Consider the following 18,389-nt stretch of genomic DNA (forward strand, 5'->3'; position numbering starts at 1 on the left):
TGTGTTCTCCTTGTCGTGCGGTGCGGCGGTTCACGAGTCCCGGCGCAGTACCAGCGCCGCGTTGGAGCCCATGAGTCCGCGGCTGAGGACCAGGGCCGTGCGGAGCTCGGCCGGGCGTGCCGTCGAGGTCACCAGGTCGATGTCGTGGCAGACGTCGAAGACGTTCGGTGTGGGCGGGACCTGCCCGTGTTCCATGGCCATCACGGCTGCCACGACGTCGAGCACGGGCGCCCCGCAGTAGGACCGGCCGATGCCGGTCTTGGGGGCGGTGACGGGCACGCGGGTGCCGTGCGGGCCGAGAGCGTCGGCGAGGGCGAGGGCCTCGGCACGGTCCGCCTCCGGCACGCCCATCGCGTCGGCGAAGACCACGTCGATCTCCTCCGGCGCGCAGCCGGCCTCGTCGAGGGCGCCGCGGATCGCGTGGGCGAGTCCCTCGCGTGAGCGGTCCCAGCGCGAGGCGCCGGTGAACGTGGCCGCGTGACCGGCCACGACGGCGCGGACGGCCGCGTCACGGCCGCGCGCCCGGTCCTCGTCCTCGACGACCAGCACGGCACCGCCCTCGGCCGGCGCGAAGCCGCAGGCCGCGGAGGTGAAGGGACGGTAGGCCCGCGCCGGGTCCTCGGCCGTGCTGAGTTCCGGGTAGCCGAGCTGGCAGACCATCGAGTACGGAGCGAGCGGCGCCTCGGCCGCGCCGACCACGACCACGTCGGTGCCCCGCCTCACGGTCCGGGCGGCGTGGGCGACGGCGTCCAGTCCGCCGGCCTCGTCGCTCGCGACCACGCCGCAGGGGCCCTTGAAGCCGCCGCGGATCGATATCTGGCCCGTGCTGGCGGCGTAGAACCAGGCGATGGACTGGTAGGGGCCGACGAAACGGGACCCCTGCCCCCACAGCCGTTGCAGCTCCCGCTGGCCGAACTCACCGCCGCCGGATCCGGCTGCGGTGACCACACCCACGGAGTACGGGGAGTCGGCGGCGGCGTCGCTCAGTCCCGCCTCCTTCAGGGCCGCACCGGCGGCGGCCATCGCGTAGTGGCTGAACCGGTCGGTCTGGACGAGGAAGGTCTCCTCGATGAGCGCCGAGGGGTCGAAGCCCCGCACCTCGCCGGCGACGCGGAGCGGAAGGTGCCCGCAGCCCTCCCGGGTGATCCGGTCGAGGACGAACAGCCCCTCCCTGACGGACTTCCAGTAGGTCTCGGTGTCGGTTCCGTTGGGCGCGACCACACCGATCCCGGTGATCGCCGTGCGCCGGGTCGCTGGAGCAGTCATCGTTTCCTCCCGCCCGGCCCCGTCAGGAGCACCGCGGACTGGAACCCGCCGAAGCCGCTGCCCACGGAGAGCACGTGGTCGAGCTTGCGGGGGCGTGCGGTGCGGGGCACGTAGTCCAGGTCGCACTCGGGGTCCGGGGTCTCGTAGTTCGCCGTCGGCGGGACCACTTGACGGGCCAGGGCCAGCACACAGGCGACGACCTCGATGGCGCCGATCGCGCCGAGCGAGTGACCCACCATGGACTTGATCGAGCTCATGGGCGTGTCGTAGGCGTGGGCGCCCAGCGACCGTTTGACCGCGGCGGTCTCGTGCCGGTCGTTCTGCCGGGTGCCCGAGCCGTGCGCGTTGACGTAGTCGATCCGGGTGGGGTCCAGCCGGGCCTGTTCGAGCGTGGTGTCGATGGCCCTGGCCATCTCCAGCCCCTCGCTGGTCAGTCCGGTCATGTGGTACGCGTTGCCGAAGGTGGCGTAGCCGCCGATCTCGCAGTAGATGTGCGCGCCACGGGCCCGGGCGTGTTCGCTTTCCTCCAGGACGAGCACCGCGGAGCCCTCGCCCATGACGAATCCGTCGCGGTGGGCGTCGAAGGGCCGGGAGGCGTGCTCCGGGTCGTCGTTGTTCGGCGACGTCGCCCGGATGGCGTCGAAGCAGGCCATGGTGATCGGGGAGATCGGGGAGTCGGACGCTCCGGCGATGCACAGGTCGGCGCGGCCTTCCGCGATGGTGTGGAAGCCGTAGCCCACCGCGTCGAGCCCCGAGGTGCAGCCGGTCGACACGGTCTGCACGGGCCCCTGGGCACCGAACCGTTCGGCGACGTCGGAGGCCAGGGTGCTGGGCGCGAACGCCCGGTGCAGCTGTGGTTCGGCGGCCCGGTGGTCGACGTCCCAGCGTTGTCCCCGTTCGCTGACCAGCACGTAGTCGTGTTCCAGACGGGTGGTGCCGCCCACGGCGCTGCCGAGCGAGACGGCCACCCGCCAGGGGTTCTCGGCCGCGAAGTCGACGCCGCTGTCGGCCACCGCCTCCGCCGCCGCGACGAGGGCGAACTGGATGTAGCGGTCGGCGCGTTCGGCCTGGCCGGGATCGAGTCCGTGGGCGAGCGGGTCGAAGTCGCATTCGGCGGCTATCCGGGAGCGCAGCCCTGCGGGGTCGAACAAGGTGATGCCGCGCGTCGCGGTACGGCCGCCGGAGAGCAGGTCCCAGAAGGCCGGTACGCCGATGCCGCCGGGGGCGACGACGCCGATACCGGTGACCGCCACCCGCCGGGTCATGAGGGGACCCCTCGTCGTTCGGGCTGGGCGCCGTCCCCGTGCACGGCCGGGTGCGGTCCGGCGGCCCCCTCTCCCTCCGAGGTCTCGGTGTCGACGTGGCCGAGGCTCGGCTTCGGCGCCAGCGGGGCGAGGTGGAAGACCATCCGGGCCTCCAGGTCACCGACGTTGCGGAAGCGGTGCCGCATGCCGATGGGGATCATCAGGCCCTGGTCGGCCCGGAGAGGACGCGTGTCGTCGTCCAGGTCGACCTCCAGCTGTCCCTGGACGACGTACACGAACTCCTCGGAGTACGGGTGGTAGTGCTCGCTGATGCGCTCCCCCGGCTGCATGATGGCCAGGCCCATGAAGCCGCTCGTGGAACCCACCGTGAGGGGGGTGAGCAGGGTGCGCAGGTCGCCGCCGCGCCTGCGGTTGGGCTCGGTCTCGCTGATGTCCACGATGCGCGGGCGCGTTGTGTCCATGGTCCGTCTCCAAGGTCGGTCGGTGGGGGGTGGGTGTCCAGGGACGGTGTCGTCCATGGGCTGTCAGGACCGGTCGGCAGCCCTGCGGTCGGTGATGAGCGTCATCTCGGTGTGCGCCAGGAGGCGGGTGGCGTCCCGTTCGCCGGAGAGCGGTCCTGTCACGCCGAGTGCGGCGCCGTCGAGCAGCCGGGCCAGCACGGCGGCCTTGCGCGTGCCGTGGATACCGAGCGCCCGGACCGGGTCGGCCTCGGGGTCCCGCGTGTCGATGAGACGGACGACCAGGTCGTCCCGGTGGAAGACGGTGCTGCGGTGCACGGGGCTCGCGGGGTCGTCCGCCGCGGCCTGGTCCTGCTGGGAGAGCAGCCGCGCCAGCGCCATCCCGCAGCCCTCCCGGGCCGGGTAGAACAGCGCGTGCCGCCGCAGGCCGTCCGGCTCCGCTCCGGCGCGCGCCACGTGGTGCACGGCCGGCATGGCCGCTCGGATGAAGAAGGCGCGGGCGGACGCGGGGTCGGCCAGGTCCCTGCTCAGTTCCAGGTGCGGGTTGAGGGCTTCCTCGACGGCCCGTACCTCGGGCTGCCGGGAGACGTGGCGCAGTGCCGCCTGCAGATCGCCCTCCACCTCGACGGTGCGCACGACGCGGTTGCCGTGCATGAACAGGGTCGTGCGGCGCAGCCGGGTGGAGTCGTCGACCCGGGACTCGGGCGGCGCGTACCCGGCGAGGATCTCCGCGACCTTCGACTCGGAGCCGGGTTTGACCGTGAACGTCAGGGCGTGGCGCGTCGCTCCGTCGCCCACCCGCACGGCTGCCCGGAGTTCCTCGCCGGCCCGGTCGGCGAGCGGGACGGCCCGCCCCGTCTCACGGACGATGGTGTAGCGCGTGGACCGGATGTCACGGACGCAGTCCTGCATGGGCCGGACGGTCTCGATGTGCTCCTCGCTGTTCACCCAGGCGAGATACGGCGGGGCCGTCTCCCATTCGCTGGTGATGAGCCACTGGGACGGGTTCTCCACGGACTGGCACAGCTGGTCGCCGAGGTGCCCGGGAACCGACGCGACCCGGCTGCGCATGTGCTCGTAGGCGTCGAGGAACTGCTGCTGGGTGCCTTCGTGGAGGTCGACCAGCAGGATCACGCGCAGCCTGGAGCCGTCGAACGCCGACTGGGATGTATACGTCGAAGTGTCCATCCGGCAGACCCTTCCTTCGCGGGGCAGACGGCGGCCGCCGCATCCGGCAGTCGGATGACGGTCCGCCCTGAGCCCTCATCGTGGGTCGGCGTGTCGGACTCCGCGAGCCGCGCGGGTCATCAGAGGGAACTGCTCGGTGCGCAGGGCGCGTTTGCGCCGGGTGCCGTGCCCCGCCGCCGGAGCAGGAAAAAGCCCCGGCTCGTGGTGAGCCGGGGCTTTGCTCCGTACGGACTACTCGGCGAGGTGCCGCTCCACGGTCTCCACCTTGGAGGTGAGGCCGTCGGTCACTCCGGGGCGGATGTCGGCCTTGAGGACCAGGGAGACGCGCGGCGCCCGCCGCTCGACGGCGGCGACAGCGCGCCCGACGACGTCCATCACCTCGTCCCACTCGCCTTCGATCGAGGTGAACATCGCGTCGGTGCGGTTCGGCAGCCCCGACTCGCGCACCACGCGGACCGCGTCGGCGACGTACTCCCCCACGTCCTCGCCGACGCCGAGCGGTGTCACGGAGAAGGCGACGATCACGCGTTCACCACGCCTTCCTGGCGGGCGCGGGACGCGATCAGGGCGTCCTCGGACTCACGCCGCAGCTTGCGGTCGGCGAAGAACCCGCCGGTGGGCAGCACCGAGAGGACGAAGTACAGGGCGGCGGTCTTCAGGGACCACTTGGCCCGGTTCCACGCGTCGGCCCAGAAGATCACGTACAGGACGAACAGCACACCGTGGACCATGCCCATCACCGGCACGGCGTTGAACTCGGTGGTCCGCTTCAGCACCGAGCAGACCAGCAGGAGGAGGAAGGAGATCGCCTCGGGGGCCGAGACCAGGCGGAGGCGGCGGATGGCGGTGGCGGTCTTGAGGTCCACGGGTCACCTTCGGTGGGAGAGACGCGGCGGTCTGGACGAACGGTCGGTACGGTCTGACGGTTTGTGAACGCACGCACAAGCGTCCCGCCCATTGTGACAAACGGCCGCGGGCCCTCCGGCCGGGGGGCTGTGCTCCGATCCCGTAAGGGGCCGATCAGGGTCGTTCTCCACCCACGGGCCCTGTCCGCGGAGCCCGGCCTGCGGCTACCTTTCCCTTTCGTGGCGATGTTCCGACTTCAGAGCAGCAAGGTGCTCGCCGTCGACATGACCGGAGACGCCGTGAAGGCGAAGAACGGCTCGATGGTCGCGTACGACGGCGAGATGGCCTTCAAGAAGCTCAGCGGCGGCGGTGAGGGCATCCGGGGCATGGTGACCCGTCGGCTGACCGGTGAGCAGATGACCTTGATGGAGGTGAAGGGACGGGGGACCTGCTGGTTCGCGGACCGGGCCTCCGAGATCAATCTGGTCGGTCTCCAGGGCGACAAGCTCTACGTCGAGTCGAGCAACCTGCTCGCGACCGACGGCGGGCTGCGCACGGGGACGGAGTTCACGGGCCTGCGTGGCGCCTCGCAGGGCAACGGGCTGTTCACGACGTCCGTCGAGGGCCACGGCCAGGCGGCGATCATGTCGGACGGGCCGGCGGTGGTGCTGCGGGTCAGTCCCCAGTACCCGCTGACCGTCGACCCGGGGGCCTATGTGGCGCACCAGGGCAATCTGCGGCAGTCCTTCCAGTCGGGTGTGACGTTCCGCACGCTGCTCGGGGAGGGCGGCGGCGAGGCCTTCCAGATGCGGTTCGAGGGGGACGGGCTGGTGTACGTGCAGCCGAGCGAGCGGAACACGATCGCGGGAGACGTGTGACATGGCCTTCCGGGAGATCAACGGCAAGATGGTCGAGGCGACGGTGGCGCCCGGTCAGCGGCTGTTCAGCCAGCGCGGCGCGATGCTCGCGTACAAGGGCGAGGTGTCCTTCACGCCCAACATGGCGGGTGGCCAGGGCGGGGTCATGTCGATGATCGGCCGCCGGGTGGCGAACGAGGACACGCCCCTGATGTCCGTCGAGGGCAGCGGCACGGTGCTGTTCGGGCACGGCGGGCACCACGTCCAGGTGATCCGCCTCGCCGGCGACACGCTGTACGTGGAGGCGGACCGCCTCCTGGCCTTCGAGGGCACGCTCCAGCAGGGCACGATGTTCCTGGGCTCGCAGGGCGGCGTCATGGGCATGGTCCGCGGCCAGGTCAGCGGCCAGGGGCTGTTCACGACCACGCTGAAGGGGCACGGGGCGGTCGCGGTCATGGCCCACGGGGGCGTCATCGAGATCCCGATCACCCCGCAGCGGCCGGTGCACGTGGACCCGCAGGCCTACGTCGCCCACCACGGCGAGGTCCGCAACAAGCTGTCCACGGCCCTCGGCTGGCGGGACATGGTGGGCCGCGGCTCGGGCGAGGCGTTCCAGCTGGAGCTCAGCGGCAGCGGTGCGGTGTACGTCCAGGCGTCGGAGGAGAAGCTGTGAGCACGTACGGAACTCCGGGCGCCGGCCCCGCGGTCTTCGACCCGGCGACGCTGCCGCCCGACGACAACGTCAACGCGTACACCTTCTGTGTGGAGCTGAAGGGGAGCCAGTGGTTCCTCCAGAAGGGGAAGATGGTCGCCTACTACGGGTCGATCGACTTCAACGGCGTCGGACACGGCCGGCTCGACCGTCTTGTCCGTACGTCCTTTCATTCGCCTCTGCACGCGAGCGACTGGGTCGTGGCGGAGGGCTCGGGCAAGATGCTCCTCGCCGACCGGGCCTTCGACGTCAATTCGTACGACCTCGAGGACGGCAATCTGACCATTCGCTCCGGCAACCTGCTCGCTTTTCAGCCAAGTCTGTCGCTGAAGCAGTCAATCGTGCCGGGTTTCCTGACCCTCATCGGAACCGGAAAGTTCGTGGCCGCGTCGAACGGCCCGGTGGTGTTCATGGAACCCCCCATCCGGGTCGATCCCCAGGCGCTGGTCGGATGGGCCGACTGCCCCTCCCCCTGTCACCACTACGACCACGGGTACATGACCGGCGTGATGGGCGGTCTACGTGCACTGACGGGCCTGGGAGGCGCCTCCGGCGAGGAGCACCAGTTCGAGTTCGTCGGCGCCGGCACCGTGCTGCTCCAGTCGTCCGAAACCCTGATGGCCGAGCAGGCCACGGGGGCCGTTCCGCACCAGGCCGGCGTGCCCGGCGGCGGGCCGTCGGGGCCCCAGCCAGGTCAGTCCGGCGTACCGCGCCTTCCCGGACAGCTGGGGGACCTCCAGCGTCGCTTCGGGCTGTGAGCGGTAGTCTGCGGAGTGTGACATCGAACGCCTGCGCACCAATGTTCGGCAGGCGTGCGCCGGCACACGAAAACCCTCACTAGTTCGCCTTTCAACCTTTTAGGTAGACTTCATTCATGGAGACCGAGACGGCCACGCGCTGGCTGACCGATGCGGAGCAGTGCGCCTGGCGCACCCACCTGGAGGTCAACAGGCTGTTGACGTACCAGCTCGAAAAGGACCTGCAGCCGTTCGGCCTGACAATGAACGACTACGAGATCCTGGTGAACCTCTCCGAGTCGGAGGACCAGCGGATGCGGATGAGCGACCTCGCCTCCGCCACCCTCCAGTCCAAGAGCCGCCTCTCGCACCAGATCACGCGCATGGAGAACGCGGACCTGGTCCGGCGGGAGAACTGCGAGTCCGACCGCCGGGGGCTCTACGCGGTCCTCACCGACCACGGCATGACGACGATGCGGCAGGTCGCGCCCCACCACGTGGCGTCCGTACGGAGGCACTTCATCGACCTGCTGCCCCCCGAGGCCCTGACCGAACTCGACAAGGCCCTCAAGCCCATCGCGGAGCACCTGCGCGACCAGCGCGGACGCCCGTGACCACGCGCCGTCCCGGCTAGGCGAGAGGCAGGCGGAGTTCGAACAGGGCTCCGCCTGCGGGCCCCTGGCCGGCCGTGAGGGTGCCGCCGTGCCGTACGGCGACGTCCCGGGCGATGGCGAGCCCCAACCCGGCCCCGCCGTCGTCACGGCTGCGGGCGGCGTCCAGCCGGACGAACCGTTCGAAGATCCGCTCCCGGTCGGACTCGGGCACACCCTCCCCGTCGTCCGCCACCCCGACCACGGCCGTACCACCCTCCGGCCGGACACGCACGGTGACGGCCGACCGGGCGTGCCGCTGGGCGTTGTCGAGCAGATTGGCGAGCACCCGACCCAACTGCCCCTGCGATCCGGCCACCTCCACCGGTTCCGCGTCCACCGTCACGCCCGTCCGTCCCTCGGCCTCCTCCCGGGCCAGCCCGGCGAGGTCGACCCGTGCGTCGCCCAGCCGCTCCCCGGCGTCCAGCCGGGCGAGCAGCAACAGGTCGGCGGCGAGCCGCTGGAGCCGCACGGTGTCCTCCACGGCCCCGTCGAGGTCCAGCAGCTCGGGATGGGCCGCGGCCACCTCCAGTTGCGTCCGCAGCGAGGCGATCGGGCTCCGCAACTCGTGGGACGCGTCGGCGACGAACCGCCGCTGCCGCTCCACGGAGGTCTCCAGGGCCGCGAGCGTCTCGTTGGTGGTGCTGGCGAGCCGGGCGATCTCGTCGTGCGTGTCCGGCTCCGGGACACGCCGGGCGAGGTCCTCGGAATGGGTGATCGCGGCCATCTCGCGCCGGATGCCCTCCACCGGCCTGAGCGCGCGCCGGGTGACCAGCCAGGTCACTCCCGCGACGACGCCGAGCAGCAGCGGAAACCCGATCAGCATCACCGTCAGCGCGGTCTGCACGGCCCCGTGCTCGGCGGCCAGCGGGGAACCGGCGTAGACCTTGAGACGCCCCCGGTCCTGGGTCTCCACCTCCACCGCGGCGAACCGGTAGTCCTCCGTGTCGCCGTCGATCGTCACGGACCCGTTGCTGAAGACGCTCTTCCCGGCGATCTCCCCGGGCTTGAGGGCCTCTTCGTGGTCGTCGGGTTCGTCGTCATCGTCGTCACGAGGTGCGGCCGACGGCTGCGGCTTCACCCGATCGGAGTCGGTACCGCTGATCTTCTCCAGATCCTCACTGGCCGCGACCAGCCGCTTGTCCTCGTCGAGGACCTGTACCGGCCCGTCGTCGCCGTCCAGCCCCGAGAGCTTGTCGTACGGCGTCCCGGCGGCGAGCTCGGAGGCGACCGCCCGGGCGGACCGCTCCGCCTGCGTACCGGCCTCGCCGATCAGATTGGACCGCAGGGACAGCAGCACGGCGGCCCCGGCCGCGACGAGCGCCACCGCGACCACGAGGGTGGCACCGAGCGTGGCCCGCGCCCGAACGGACCCGAAGAACCGCCTCACGGCGAGACCTCCAGCCGGTACCCGGCCCCGCGCACGGTCCGGATCAACCCGGCCCGCAGCTTGCGCCGCAGGGTGCTGACGTACACCTCGACGATGTTCGGATCACCCTCGTACGCGAAGTCCCACACGTGTTCGAGGATCTCCGGCTTGGACACCACCTCCCCGGCTCGCAGCACGAGCTGCTCCAGCACGGAGAACTCCTTCGCGGTGAGGGTGATCTCGTCGTCCCCCAGAAACACGCGTCGAGCCGCCGTGTCCACCTTCAGATCCCCGTGCACATGCACGGGCGAGGCCCCCGCGCCCACCCCGCGCCGCCGCAGCAAGGCCTTGATCCGGGCGACGAGCACGACATACGAGAACGGCTTGGTCAGATAGTCGTCCGCCCCGGTGTCCAGCCCCTCGGCCTCGTCGTACTCGCCGTCCTTGGCGGTCAGCATCAGGATCGGCACCTCGTGCCCCGCGGCGCGCAGGGCGGCGCAGACCCGGTAGCCGTTGAGGCCGGGCAGCATGATGTCGAGGATCACCAGGTCGTACGTCCCCTCCGAGGCCTGGTGCAGCCCTTCCCTCCCGTCGTGGACGACGTCCACGGCGTACCCCTCGGCCGTCAGGCCCCTGGCGAGCGACAGGGCCAGCCGCTTCTCGTCCTCCACGATCAACAGGCGCATGCGTAAAGAGTGGCAAAGCCAACCTGAAGATCCCTTCAGGGGCCTTCAGCTTCCTCTCAGCCTCCCTCAGCCAGATTGGAAGACGTCGAAAACGAAACGACTCGGGAGGAATCCGCATGAAGCGCAACATCGTGCTCGCCGCTGTGACCGCCGCCGCTCTGGTCGGAGGCGGTACGGCCACGGCGCTCGCGACCACGGGAGGCGACGAGGGCTCGGCGCGCCAGGCGGCGAACACGCGGCTGTCGGACGACGACGGCCGGGACGACGACGCGGACGACCGGGACGACGCGAAGGCGCCCTCCGCGGACGTCACGGCGCCCGAGGCGATCTCCTCCGCGCTGAAGCACACGCCCGGCACGGTCGTCTCCGCCGAGCTGGACGACGAGGACGACGGCGACAAGGTGACCTGGAAGGTCGACGTCCTGTCCGGCGACGACACCTGGCACAGCGTGAGCGTCGACCCGTCCAGCGGCAAGGTCCTCGGTTCGCACACCGACGACGAGGACGACACGGCGCAGGTGCGGGCGGCCCTGAAGGGTTCCTCGGTCACGGCTGCGGAGGCGGCGAAGGCCGCTGCCGGCAAGGGTGTCGTGACGTCCGTCGACCTCGACGAGGACGGCAAGGACACGTCCTGGGAGGCCGAGACGCGCAAGGCCGGCGGGGCCGAGCAGGACTGGAAGATCGACCTCGACTCGGGCAAGGTCACGGCGGACGTGTCCGACGACCAGGACTGATCAGCAACTGTTCACTTTCCAACGCCCCGGCGTCGCTGCTGACGCCGGGGCGATGCGCAGCTCGGCGCCGCGGGGTGCCGCCGCGCCCACCCTCCCCCAAGCTCTCGGCTTCGCTCGAGCAGGGAGGACCCCCATCGCCCCAGCGGCACGACTGCCCGCAGCACCGGCGCCAGGTGCTCGGCGTCGGTGCCCGGCGCGGGGTGTTGCGCAGCCCGGCGGAGCGGGGTGCCGCTGCGCCCACCCGTGCCGCCCCAAGCGGCACGACTGCCCGCAGCTGGGGCGGATGCGCCCGCAGCCGCGGACGCGCGCGAGGGGCCGTGTCGGGGGGTGTTCGCCCGCAGTGGGCGGCGCGTGTGACGCCAGTGAGCCGGTAGATGACCTGGTCGCGCCGTTCCGAGGACGGACACCCCCCGGCGCGGCCCCGACCCACCCCCACGCGCCCCGCCCCAGGCTCAGCCCTCCGTCAACCCCGCAACCAGCTCATCAGCCGCCCGATAAGGATCCAGCTCCCCACCCACGATCCGCTCCGCCAACGCCCCGAGCCGACGATCCCCGTGCAGGTCCCCGATCCGCTCCCGCAACGCCGTCACCGCGATCGTCTCGACCTCCCGCGCCGCACGGGCGGCACGCCGCTCCGCGAGCACCCCCCGCTCCTCCATCCACGCCCGGTGCTTCTCCAGCGCCTCGACGACCTCGTCCACGCCCTCCCCCCGCGCGGCGACCGTCTTGACGATGGGCGGGCGCCAGTCCCCCGGCCCCCGGGCCTCCCCCAGCCCCAGCATGTGGTTCAGCTCCCGAGCCGTCGCATCGGCCCCGTCCCGGTCCGCCTTGTTCACGACGTACACGTCACCGATCTCCAGGATCCCGGCCTTGGCCGCCTGGATCCCGTCCCCCATCCCCGGCGCGAGCAGCACCACGGACGTGTCCGCCTGCGAGGCGATCTCCACCTCGGACTGTCCCACCCCCACCGTCTCGACGAGGATCACGTCGCACCCCGCCGCGTCCAACACCCGAATGGCCTGGGGCGCGGCCCACGCGAGACCACCCAGATGGCCCCGGGTCGCCATGGAACGGATGTACACCCCGGGATCCGAGGCGTGGTCCGACATCCGCACCCGGTCACCGAGCAGCGCGCCCCCGGAGAACGGGGACGACGGGTCGACGGCCAGCACGCCGACCCGCTTGCCCTGCTTGCGATAGGCCGTCACGAGCGCCGAGGTCGACGTGGACTTGCCGACCCCGGGCGACCCGGTCAGACCCACGACGTACGCCCCGCCCGTGAGGGGCGCGAGCGCAGCCATGACCTCCCGCAGCTGCGGGGACGCCCCCTCCACCAGGGAGATCAACCGGGCCACGGCCCGCGGCCGGCCCTCCCTGGCCTGGGCGACCAGCGTGGAGACGTCCTGCATCACAGCTCCGTTCTTGAAAGGGAGGTCCGAAAACCGGTGCTCAGGCCTTCGGTACCCGCACGATCAGCGCGTCACCCTGCCCACCGCCACCGCACAGCGCCGCAGCGCCCACACCCCCACCGCGCCGCTTCAGCTCCAGCGCGAGATGCAGCACGAGTCGCGCACCGGACATCCCGATCGGGTGACCCAGCGCGATGGCACCACCGTTGACATTCACCTTTTCGGTGGACAGCCCGAGGTCCTTCATTGACTGCACGGCGACCGCCGCGAACGCCTCGTTGATCTCGACGAGGTCGAGATCCTCGACGCCCAGGCCCTCCTTCTTCAGCGCGTGCTGGATCGCGTTGGACGGCTGGGACTGGAGCGAGTTGTCCGGCCCGGCCACGTTCCCGTGCGCCCCGATCTCGGCGATCCACTCCAGGCCGAGCTCCTGCGCCTTGGCCTTGCTCATCACCACGACGGCGGCGGCACCGTCGGAGATCTGCGAGGACGAACCGGCCGTGATCGTGCCGTCCTTGGCGAACGCCGGACGCAGCTTGCCGAGCGACTCCGCGGTCGTGTCGCCCCGGATGCCCTCGTCCTTGCTGAACAGCACCGGATCACCCTTGCGCTGCGGGATCTCCACCGGCGTGATCTCGGCCTCGAACAGGCCGTTCTTCTGCGCGGCGGCCGCCCGCTGGTGCGACAGCGCGGCGATCTCGTCCTGCTCGGGCCGGGCGATGCCCAGCCGGGTGTTGTGCCGCTCCGTGGACTCGCCCATGGCGACGCCGTCGAAGGAGTCGGTCAGCCCGTCGTGGGCCATGGCGTCGAGCATCTCGACCGCGCCGTACTTGAAGCCCTCACGGGACTTGGGCAGCAGGTGCGGGGCGTTGGTCATGGACTCCTGGCCGCCGGCGACGACCACGTCGAACTCACCCGCACGGATGAGCTGGTCCGCGAGCGCGATCGCGTCCAGGCCCGACAGACACACCTTGTTGATGGTCAGCGCCGGCACGTTCATCGGGATGCCGGCCTTGACCGCGGCCTGGCGGGCCGGGATCTGCCCCGCCCCGGCCTGGAGCACCTGCCCCATGATCACGTACTGCACCTGGTCGCCGCCGATCCCCGCACGGTCGAGGGCGGCCTTGATCGCGAAGCCGCCGAGGTCGGCTCCGGAGAAGGACTTCAGCGATCCGAGCAACCGCCCCATGGGCGTCCGCGCGCCCGCGACGATCACCGATGTCGTGCTGTTCGATCCAGACATGAGCTGCGATCCCCTTACCGGCTGCACTGCCGAGGAGTGAACGAGGGTTTACTTCGAATGTACTGAGTGGCACTCCGTGCCGTCATCGGGCCGTCGGTGTGATCGCGCGCACGTTGCGTAACCACCGCAGGAGCGCTGCACTGAATTCATGCTGACGCGAATCGACCACATCGGGATCGCCTGTTTCGACCTCGACAAGACTGTCGAGTTCTACCGTGCCACCTACGGCTTCGAGGTGTTCCACTCCGAGGTCAACGAGGAGCAGGGCGTGCGCGAGGCCATGCTCAAGATCAACGAGACGTCCGACGGCGGGGCCTCCTACCTGCAGCTTCTGGAGCCGACCCGCGAGGACTCCACCGTCGCGAAGTGGCTCGCGAAGAACGGGGAGGGCGTCCACCACATCGCTTTCGGTACGGCGGACGTCGACTCGGAGGCCGCGGACATCAAGGACAAGGGCGTACGCGTGCTGTACGAAGAGCCCCGACGCGGTTCCATGGGGTCACGGATCACCTTTCTGCACCCCAAGGACTGTCATGGCGTACTGACAGAACTGGTCACTTCGGCGCCTGTTGAGTCACCTGAGCACTGACCCTCGTACATAAGGGCCGGTAGGGTTGGGTCCGGTCGCCGCTCAGTCCAGGGTGACCGCGGTCCCGCCGTGCGACGGCAGGACTACCGGGGTCCGGGTTTCGGGGGACGAGCGTCGGGGCAGCAGCCCGTGCTCCGCCGATGATCTGACACCATTCCCCGGGGGCCCCGTTCGGTGGATGGACGGAGCTCGTTGGAGAGAGTTGCGACCAGGGGACGGATGGGACCGCGCAGTGCGGGGCTACGAGAGCCAGGAGCGAGAGCCGGCGGCTGACGTCGACCACCTCTCTCGGTTCGAAGCCGAGATGAAGCGGCTGAAGACCGAGCGGGAAAAGGCGATCCAGCACGCCGAGGACCTCGGCTACCAGGTCGAGGTGCTGCGCGCCAAGCTGCACGAGGCGCGGCGCACCATCATGTCCCGGCCCTCCTTCGAGGGGGGCGACATCGGCTGGCAGGCCGAGCAGTTGCTGCGCAACGCGCAGGTGCAGGCCGACCAGATCCGCGCGGACGCCGACCGCGAGCTGAGCGAGGCCCGGGCCCAGACCCAGCGGATCCTCCAGGAGCACGCCGAGCAGGCGGCCCGGCTCCAGGCGGAGCTGCACCAGGAGGCGGTGACCCGCCGCCAGCAGCTGGACCAGGAGCTGGCCGAGCGCCGCCAGACGGTCGAGTCGCACGTCAACGAGAACGTGGCGTGGGCGGAGCAGCTGCGGGCCCGCACCGAGCAGCAGGCCCGCCGGCTGCTGGAGGAGTCCCGGGCCGAGGCCGAGCAGTCCCTGGCCACCGCCCGCGCGGAGGCCGAGCGGCTGGCCAATGAGGCCCGGCAGCGGCTGACGAACGCGGCCGAGGAGGCCCGTGCCGAGGCCGAGCAGATCCTGCGGCGTGCCCGCACGGACGCCGAGCGGCTGCTGAACGCCGCCTCCACGCAGGCGCAGGAGGCCACGGACCACGCCGAGCAGCTGCGCACGTCCACGGTCAGCGAGTCGGAGTCCGCGCGCCGCGAGGCCCAGGAGCTGAGCAAGGCCGCCGAGCAGCGGATGGCCGAGGCCGAGGAGGCGCTGCGCAAGGCGCAGGCCGAGGCGGACAAGATGGTCGCCGAGGCCAAGGACGCCGCCGCCAAGGCCCTGGCCAGCGCGGAGTCCGCGAACGAGACGCGCACGCGCACGGCCAAGGAGCAGGTCGCCCGGCTGGTCGAGGAGGCCACGAAGGAGGCCGAGAACACCAAGTCCGAGGCCGAGCAGCTGGTCGCGGACGCCCGCGCCGAGGCGGAGAAGATCGTCGCGGAGGCCTCCGAGAAGGCCCGTACGCTCACCGCCGAGGAGACCGCGACCCAGCTGTCCAAGGCGGCCCGGACCGCCGAGGAGGTCCTCACCAAGGCGTCGGAGGACGCCAAGAAGACCACCAAGGCCGCGGCCGAGGAGGCCGAGCGGATCCGCAGGGAGGCCGAGGCCGAGGCGGACCGGCTGCGCGCCGAGGCGCACGACATCGCCGCGGAGCTCAAGGGCGCGGCGAAGGACGACACCAAGGAGTACCGCGCCAAGACCGTCGAGCTCCAGGAGGAGGCCCGCCGGCTGCGCGGTGAGGCCGAGCAGCTGCGGGCGGACGCGGTCGAGGAGGGCGAGAAGATCCGCGCCGAGGCCCGCAAGGAGGCCGTGGCGCAGATCGAGGAGGCGGCGCGGTCCGCCGAGGAGCTGCTCGCCAAGGCCAAGGCGGACGCGGACGAGCTGCGGACGACGGCCCAGACGGACAGCGAGAAGGTCCGTACGGAGGCCATCGAGCGGGCGACGACCCTGCGCCGGCAGGCCGAGGAGACCCTCCAGCGCACCCGGCAGGAGGCCGAGCGGCACCGCGAGGAGGTCATCGAGCAGGCCGAGTCCCTCAAGGCGGACGCCGAGCGCGCGGTGCTGGAGCTCCACGAGGAGACCGAGCGGGCCATAGAGGCCCGCCGCGCCGAGGCCGCCGAGGAGCTGACGCGGCTCCAGACGGAGGCGGAGGAGCGGCTCACCGCGGCCGAGCAGGCGCTGTCGGAGGCCCGTGAGGAGGCCGCCCGGATCCGTCGCGAGGCCGCCGAGGAGAACGAGCGGCTGCGGTCGGAGGCCGCCGAGCGGATCCGTACGCTCCAGCAGCAGGCCGAGGCGGAGGCCGAGCGGCTGCGCGACGAGGCCGCGTCCGACGCCTCCGCCGCGCGCGCCGAGGGCGAGGCCGTCGCCGTACGCCTGCGCTCGGAGGCCGCGAACGAGGCCGAACGGCTGAAGTCGGAGGCACAGGAGAGCGCCGACCGGGTGCGCGCGGAGGCGCAGGCCGCCGCCGAGCGGCTGGCCACGGAGGCGTCCGAGACGCTGGCCGCCGCCCAGGAGGAGGCCAACCGGCGCCGGCGTGAGGCCGAGGAACTGCTCGGCAGCGCCCGGCAGGAGGCCGACCAGGAGCGCGAGCGGGCCCGCGAGCAGAGCGAGGAACTGCTGGCCTCGGCGCGCAAGCGCGTGGAGGAGGCGCAGACCGAGGCCGTCCGGCTGGTCGAGGAGGCCGACCGGCGGGCCACGGAGATGGTGTCCGCGGCCGAGCAGCACGCCCAGCAGGTCCGCGACTCCGTCGCCGGGCTGCACGAGCAGGCCCAGGAGGAGATCTCCGGGCTGCGCAGCGCCGCCGAGCACGCGGCGGACCGGACGCGCCGGGAAGCCCAGGAGGAGGCGGACCGGGTCCGCTCGGACGCCTACGCGGAGCGGGAACGGGCGAGCGAGGACGCCGCCCGGCTGCGGCGCGAGGCGCACGAGGAGACCGAGGCCGCCAAGACGCTCGCCGAGCGGACGATGTCCGAGGCGATCACGGAGGCGGAGCGGATCCGCGCGGATGTCGCCGAGCACGCCCAGCGGGCGCGTACGGAGGCGGCGGACGCCATCGCCGAGGCCGAGCAGAGCGCTTCGCGCACCCGGGCGGACGCCCGTGAGGACGCCAACCGCATCCGTTCGGACGCGGCGACGCAGGCGGACACGCTCATCACCGAGGCGCGCAGCGAGGCGGAGCGGCTCACCACCGAGACGATCCAGGAGACCGACCGGCTGCGGATGGAGACGGTCACCGAGGCCGAACGGGTCCGTACCGAGGCCCTCTCCGAGGCCGAGCGCGTCCGGTCCGAGGCGGCCGCGAAGGCCGATCGGGTGCGGGCCGAGGCGGTCGCCAAGGCCGAACAGCTGGTCGGCGAGGCGACGGGCGAGGCGGAGCGGCTGCGGGCCGAGGCCGCCGAGACGGTCGGCTCGGCGCAGCAGCACGCCGAGCGGGTCCGCGGCGAGGCCGACCGCGTCAAGGCCGCCGCCGAGGCGGAGGCGGAGCGGCTCGTCACGTCGGCGCGCGAGGAGGCCGACCGCACGCTGGACGAGGCCCGCAAGGACGCCAACAAGCGGCGCTCCGAGGCGGCCGAGCAGGTCGACAAGCTCATCACGGAGACCACGGCGGAGGCCGACAAGCTGCTCACCGAGGCGCAGCAGCAGGCGCACAAGACCACCGCGGAGGCCGAGTCGCAGGCCGACACGATGGTGGGCGCGGCCCGCAAGGAGGCCGACCGGCTGGTGTCCGAGGCGACCGTCGAGGGCAACTCGCTGGTGGAGAAGGCCCGTACGGACGCGGACGATCTGCTGGTCGGCGCGCGCCGGGACGCCACGCAGATCAGGGAGCGCGCGGAGGAGCTGCGCGACCGGATCACCGGGGAGATCGAGGAGCTGCACGAGCGGGCCCGCCGGGAGTCGGCGGAGGCGATGAAGACGGCGGGCGACCGCTGCGACGCGCTCGTCAAGGCCGCCGAGGAGCAGCTCGCGAAGGCACAGGCGAAGGCCAAGGAGATCGTCTCGGAGGCCAACTCCGAGGCGGGCAAGGTCCGTATCGCCGCGGTGAAGAAGGCGGAGGGGCTGCTCAAGGAGGCCGAGCAGAAGAAGACCACGCTGGTCCGGGAGGCCGAGGAGCTCAAGGCCGAGGCGATCCGCGAGGCCAAGCGCACGGTCGAGGAGGGCAAGCGCGAGCTGGAGGTCCTGGTCCGCCGTCGCGAGGACATCAATGCGGAGATCTCCCGTGTCCAGGACGTCCTGGAGGCGTTGGAGTCCTTCGAGGCCCCGTCCCCGGCGAAGGACAACGGGGTCAAGGCGGGCGCGACGGTCGGCGCACCCCGTTCGGGTGGCAAGTCCTCGGAAGGCTAGAACCTGCCCGGCGGTCCGGGCCAGACTGGAGGGTGAGTCCGGTGTCTGCCGGGGCCGTTGACCGAGTCTTTGGCAAGCCGTCCTGTGGGGAGCCACCCAAAAGGGGTGTCATTTTCCAGATCAAACGCGCATCCGCTCGATGACACACCGTTTCGGCCCCTAGGATTCCACCTATCACCTCACCGGTCTCTTTCGACAGG

The 18,389-nt window shown here is 71.6% G+C and carries 17 protein-coding genes; 7 read left to right on the forward strand and 10 right to left on the reverse strand.

Annotated features, from left to right (window positions below; genetic code table 11):
• Window positions 1–30: 30 nt before the first annotated feature.
• The 6 genes from ABEA82_RS05065 to ABEA82_RS05090 all read right to left on the reverse strand — a co-directional run bounded on the left by ABEA82_RS05065 (window position 31) and on the right by ABEA82_RS05090 (window position 5,043).
• Entirely contained in the window at window positions 31–1,266 is a 1,236-nt protein-coding gene (locus ABEA82_RS05065; protein WP_345660164.1) for a ketosynthase chain-length factor, read from the reverse strand.
• Entirely contained in the window at window positions 1,263–2,531 is a 1,269-nt protein-coding gene (locus ABEA82_RS05070; RefSeq protein ID WP_345660165.1) for a beta-ketoacyl-[acyl-carrier-protein] synthase family protein, read from the reverse strand. Before ABEA82_RS05070 ends, ABEA82_RS05065 begins: the two co-directional genes overlap by 4 nt.
• On the reverse strand, window positions 2,528–2,992 hold the full coding sequence (locus ABEA82_RS05075) for a cupin domain-containing protein (RefSeq protein WP_345660166.1): 465 nt from the start codon (window positions 2,990–2,992) through the stop codon (window positions 2,528–2,530). Before ABEA82_RS05075 ends, ABEA82_RS05070 begins: the two co-directional genes overlap by 4 nt.
• Before the next feature lie 63 nt (window positions 2,993–3,055).
• Window positions 3,056–4,177: a SchA/CurD-like domain-containing protein gene (locus ABEA82_RS05080; protein ID WP_345660167.1), complete on the reverse strand. Its 1,122-nt coding sequence runs from the start codon at window positions 4,175–4,177 to the stop codon at window positions 3,056–3,058.
• Window positions 4,178–4,408: 231 nt separating this feature from the next.
• Window positions 4,409–4,702 carry an MTH1187 family thiamine-binding protein gene (locus tag ABEA82_RS05085; protein WP_003993025.1) on the reverse strand — a complete coding sequence of 98 codons (294 nt, stop codon included), beginning with the start codon at window positions 4,700–4,702 and terminating at the stop codon, window positions 4,409–4,411.
• On the reverse strand, window positions 4,699–5,043 hold the full coding sequence (locus tag ABEA82_RS05090) for a DUF3817 domain-containing protein (protein WP_345660168.1): 345 nt from the start codon (window positions 5,041–5,043) through the stop codon (window positions 4,699–4,701). The genes ABEA82_RS05085 and ABEA82_RS05090 overlap by 4 nt, the downstream gene beginning before the upstream one ends.
• Before the next feature lie 225 nt (window positions 5,044–5,268).
• Between ABEA82_RS05090 and ABEA82_RS05095 the strand changes: the two genes are divergently transcribed.
• The 4 genes from ABEA82_RS05095 to ABEA82_RS05110 all read left to right on the forward strand — a co-directional run bounded on the left by ABEA82_RS05095 (window position 5,269) and on the right by ABEA82_RS05110 (window position 7,943).
• The gene (locus tag ABEA82_RS05095) at window positions 5,269–5,901 is read left to right on the forward strand and encodes an AIM24 family protein (protein ID WP_039935451.1); all 633 of its coding nucleotides are present in this window, start codon (window positions 5,269–5,271) and stop codon (window positions 5,899–5,901) included.
• Between the two features lies 1 nt (window position 5,902).
• On the forward strand, window positions 5,903–6,553 hold the full coding sequence (locus ABEA82_RS05100) for an AIM24 family protein (protein WP_345660169.1): 651 nt from the start codon (window positions 5,903–5,905) through the stop codon (window positions 6,551–6,553).
• Window positions 6,550–7,350, forward strand: a complete 801-nt coding sequence (locus ABEA82_RS05105; RefSeq protein WP_345660170.1) for an AIM24 family protein — start codon at window positions 6,550–6,552, stop codon at window positions 7,348–7,350. Before ABEA82_RS05100 ends, ABEA82_RS05105 begins: the two co-directional genes overlap by 4 nt.
• A 116-nt stretch (window positions 7,351–7,466) precedes the next feature.
• Window positions 7,467–7,943, forward strand: a complete 477-nt coding sequence (locus ABEA82_RS05110) for a MarR family winged helix-turn-helix transcriptional regulator (RefSeq protein ID WP_345660171.1) — start codon at window positions 7,467–7,469, stop codon at window positions 7,941–7,943.
• 16 nt (window positions 7,944–7,959) lie between these two features.
• On the opposite strand, the gene ABEA82_RS05115 is transcribed toward ABEA82_RS05110, so the two are convergent.
• Both ABEA82_RS05115 and ABEA82_RS05120 read right to left on the reverse strand, forming a co-directional pair.
• Entirely contained in the window at window positions 7,960–9,369 is a 1,410-nt protein-coding gene (locus tag ABEA82_RS05115) for a sensor histidine kinase (RefSeq protein WP_345660172.1), read from the reverse strand.
• Window positions 9,366–10,034 carry a response regulator transcription factor gene (locus ABEA82_RS05120; protein WP_345660173.1) on the reverse strand — a complete coding sequence of 223 codons (669 nt, stop codon included), beginning with the start codon at window positions 10,032–10,034 and terminating at the stop codon, window positions 9,366–9,368. The genes ABEA82_RS05115 and ABEA82_RS05120 overlap by 4 nt, the downstream gene beginning before the upstream one ends.
• A gap of 116 nt (window positions 10,035–10,150) precedes the next feature.
• Between ABEA82_RS05120 and ABEA82_RS05125 the strand changes: the two genes are divergently transcribed.
• Entirely contained in the window at window positions 10,151–10,768 is a 618-nt protein-coding gene (locus tag ABEA82_RS05125; protein ID WP_345660174.1) for a PepSY domain-containing protein, read from the forward strand.
• A 452-nt stretch (window positions 10,769–11,220) separates the two neighbouring features.
• On the opposite strand, the gene meaB is transcribed toward ABEA82_RS05125, so the two are convergent.
• On the reverse strand, window positions 11,221–12,177 hold the full coding sequence (meaB, locus tag ABEA82_RS05130) for a methylmalonyl Co-A mutase-associated GTPase MeaB (RefSeq protein WP_345660175.1): 957 nt from the start codon (window positions 12,175–12,177) through the stop codon (window positions 11,221–11,223).
• 40 nt (window positions 12,178–12,217) lie between these two features.
• Window positions 12,218–13,420, reverse strand: coding sequence for an acetyl-CoA C-acetyltransferase (locus ABEA82_RS05135; RefSeq protein ID WP_345660176.1), 1,203 nt, complete (start codon window positions 13,418–13,420; stop codon window positions 12,218–12,220).
• A gap of 148 nt (window positions 13,421–13,568) precedes the next feature.
• On the opposite strand from ABEA82_RS05135, the gene mce reads away from it, so the two are divergent.
• Both mce and scy read left to right on the forward strand, forming a co-directional pair.
• Window positions 13,569–14,009, forward strand: a complete 441-nt coding sequence (gene mce / locus ABEA82_RS05140) for a methylmalonyl-CoA epimerase (protein WP_003993014.1) — start codon at window positions 13,569–13,571, stop codon at window positions 14,007–14,009.
• A gap of 232 nt (window positions 14,010–14,241) precedes the next feature.
• Complete coding sequence (scy, locus tag ABEA82_RS05145) at window positions 14,242–18,189, forward strand: polarized growth protein Scy (RefSeq protein ID WP_345660177.1); 3,948 nt, start codon at window positions 14,242–14,244, stop codon at window positions 18,187–18,189.
• The last annotated feature ends 200 nt before the right edge of the window (window positions 18,190–18,389 follow it).

The organism is Streptomyces venetus, assembly GCF_039540295.1.
Classification (GTDB): domain Bacteria; phylum Actinomycetota; class Actinomycetes; order Streptomycetales; family Streptomycetaceae; genus Streptomyces; species Streptomyces venetus.

Excerpts from the sequence above, each read along its gene's own strand:
- mce (WP_003993014.1), top strand. The coding sequence starts at position 13,569 with ATGCTGACGCGAATCGACCACATCGGGATCGCCTGTTTCGACCTCGAC.
- meaB (WP_345660175.1), bottom strand. The coding sequence starts at position 12,177 with ATGCAGGACGTCTCCACGCTGGTCGCCCAGGCCAGGGAGGGCCGGCCG.
- ABEA82_RS05075 (WP_345660166.1), bottom strand. The coding sequence starts at position 2,992 with ATGGACACAACGCGCCCGCGCATCGTGGACATCAGCGAGACCGAGCCC.
- ABEA82_RS05110 (WP_345660171.1), top strand. The coding sequence starts at position 7,467 with ATGGAGACCGAGACGGCCACGCGCTGGCTGACCGATGCGGAGCAGTGC.
- ABEA82_RS05080 (WP_345660167.1), bottom strand. The coding sequence starts at position 4,177 with ATGGACACTTCGACGTATACATCCCAGTCGGCGTTCGACGGCTCCAGG.
- ABEA82_RS05120 (WP_345660173.1), bottom strand. The coding sequence starts at position 10,034 with ATGCGCCTGTTGATCGTGGAGGACGAGAAGCGGCTGGCCCTGTCGCTC.
- ABEA82_RS05135 (WP_345660176.1), bottom strand. The coding sequence starts at position 13,420 with ATGTCTGGATCGAACAGCACGACATCGGTGATCGTCGCGGGCGCGCGG.
- ABEA82_RS05125 (WP_345660174.1), top strand. The coding sequence starts at position 10,151 with ATGAAGCGCAACATCGTGCTCGCCGCTGTGACCGCCGCCGCTCTGGTC.
- ABEA82_RS05065 (WP_345660164.1), bottom strand. The coding sequence starts at position 1,266 with ATGACTGCTCCAGCGACCCGGCGCACGGCGATCACCGGGATCGGTGTG.
- ABEA82_RS05095 (WP_039935451.1), top strand. The coding sequence starts at position 5,269 with ATGTTCCGACTTCAGAGCAGCAAGGTGCTCGCCGTCGACATGACCGGA.
- ABEA82_RS05070 (WP_345660165.1), bottom strand. The coding sequence starts at position 2,531 with ATGACCCGGCGGGTGGCGGTCACCGGTATCGGCGTCGTCGCCCCCGGC.
- ABEA82_RS05100 (WP_345660169.1), top strand. The coding sequence starts at position 5,903 with ATGGCCTTCCGGGAGATCAACGGCAAGATGGTCGAGGCGACGGTGGCG.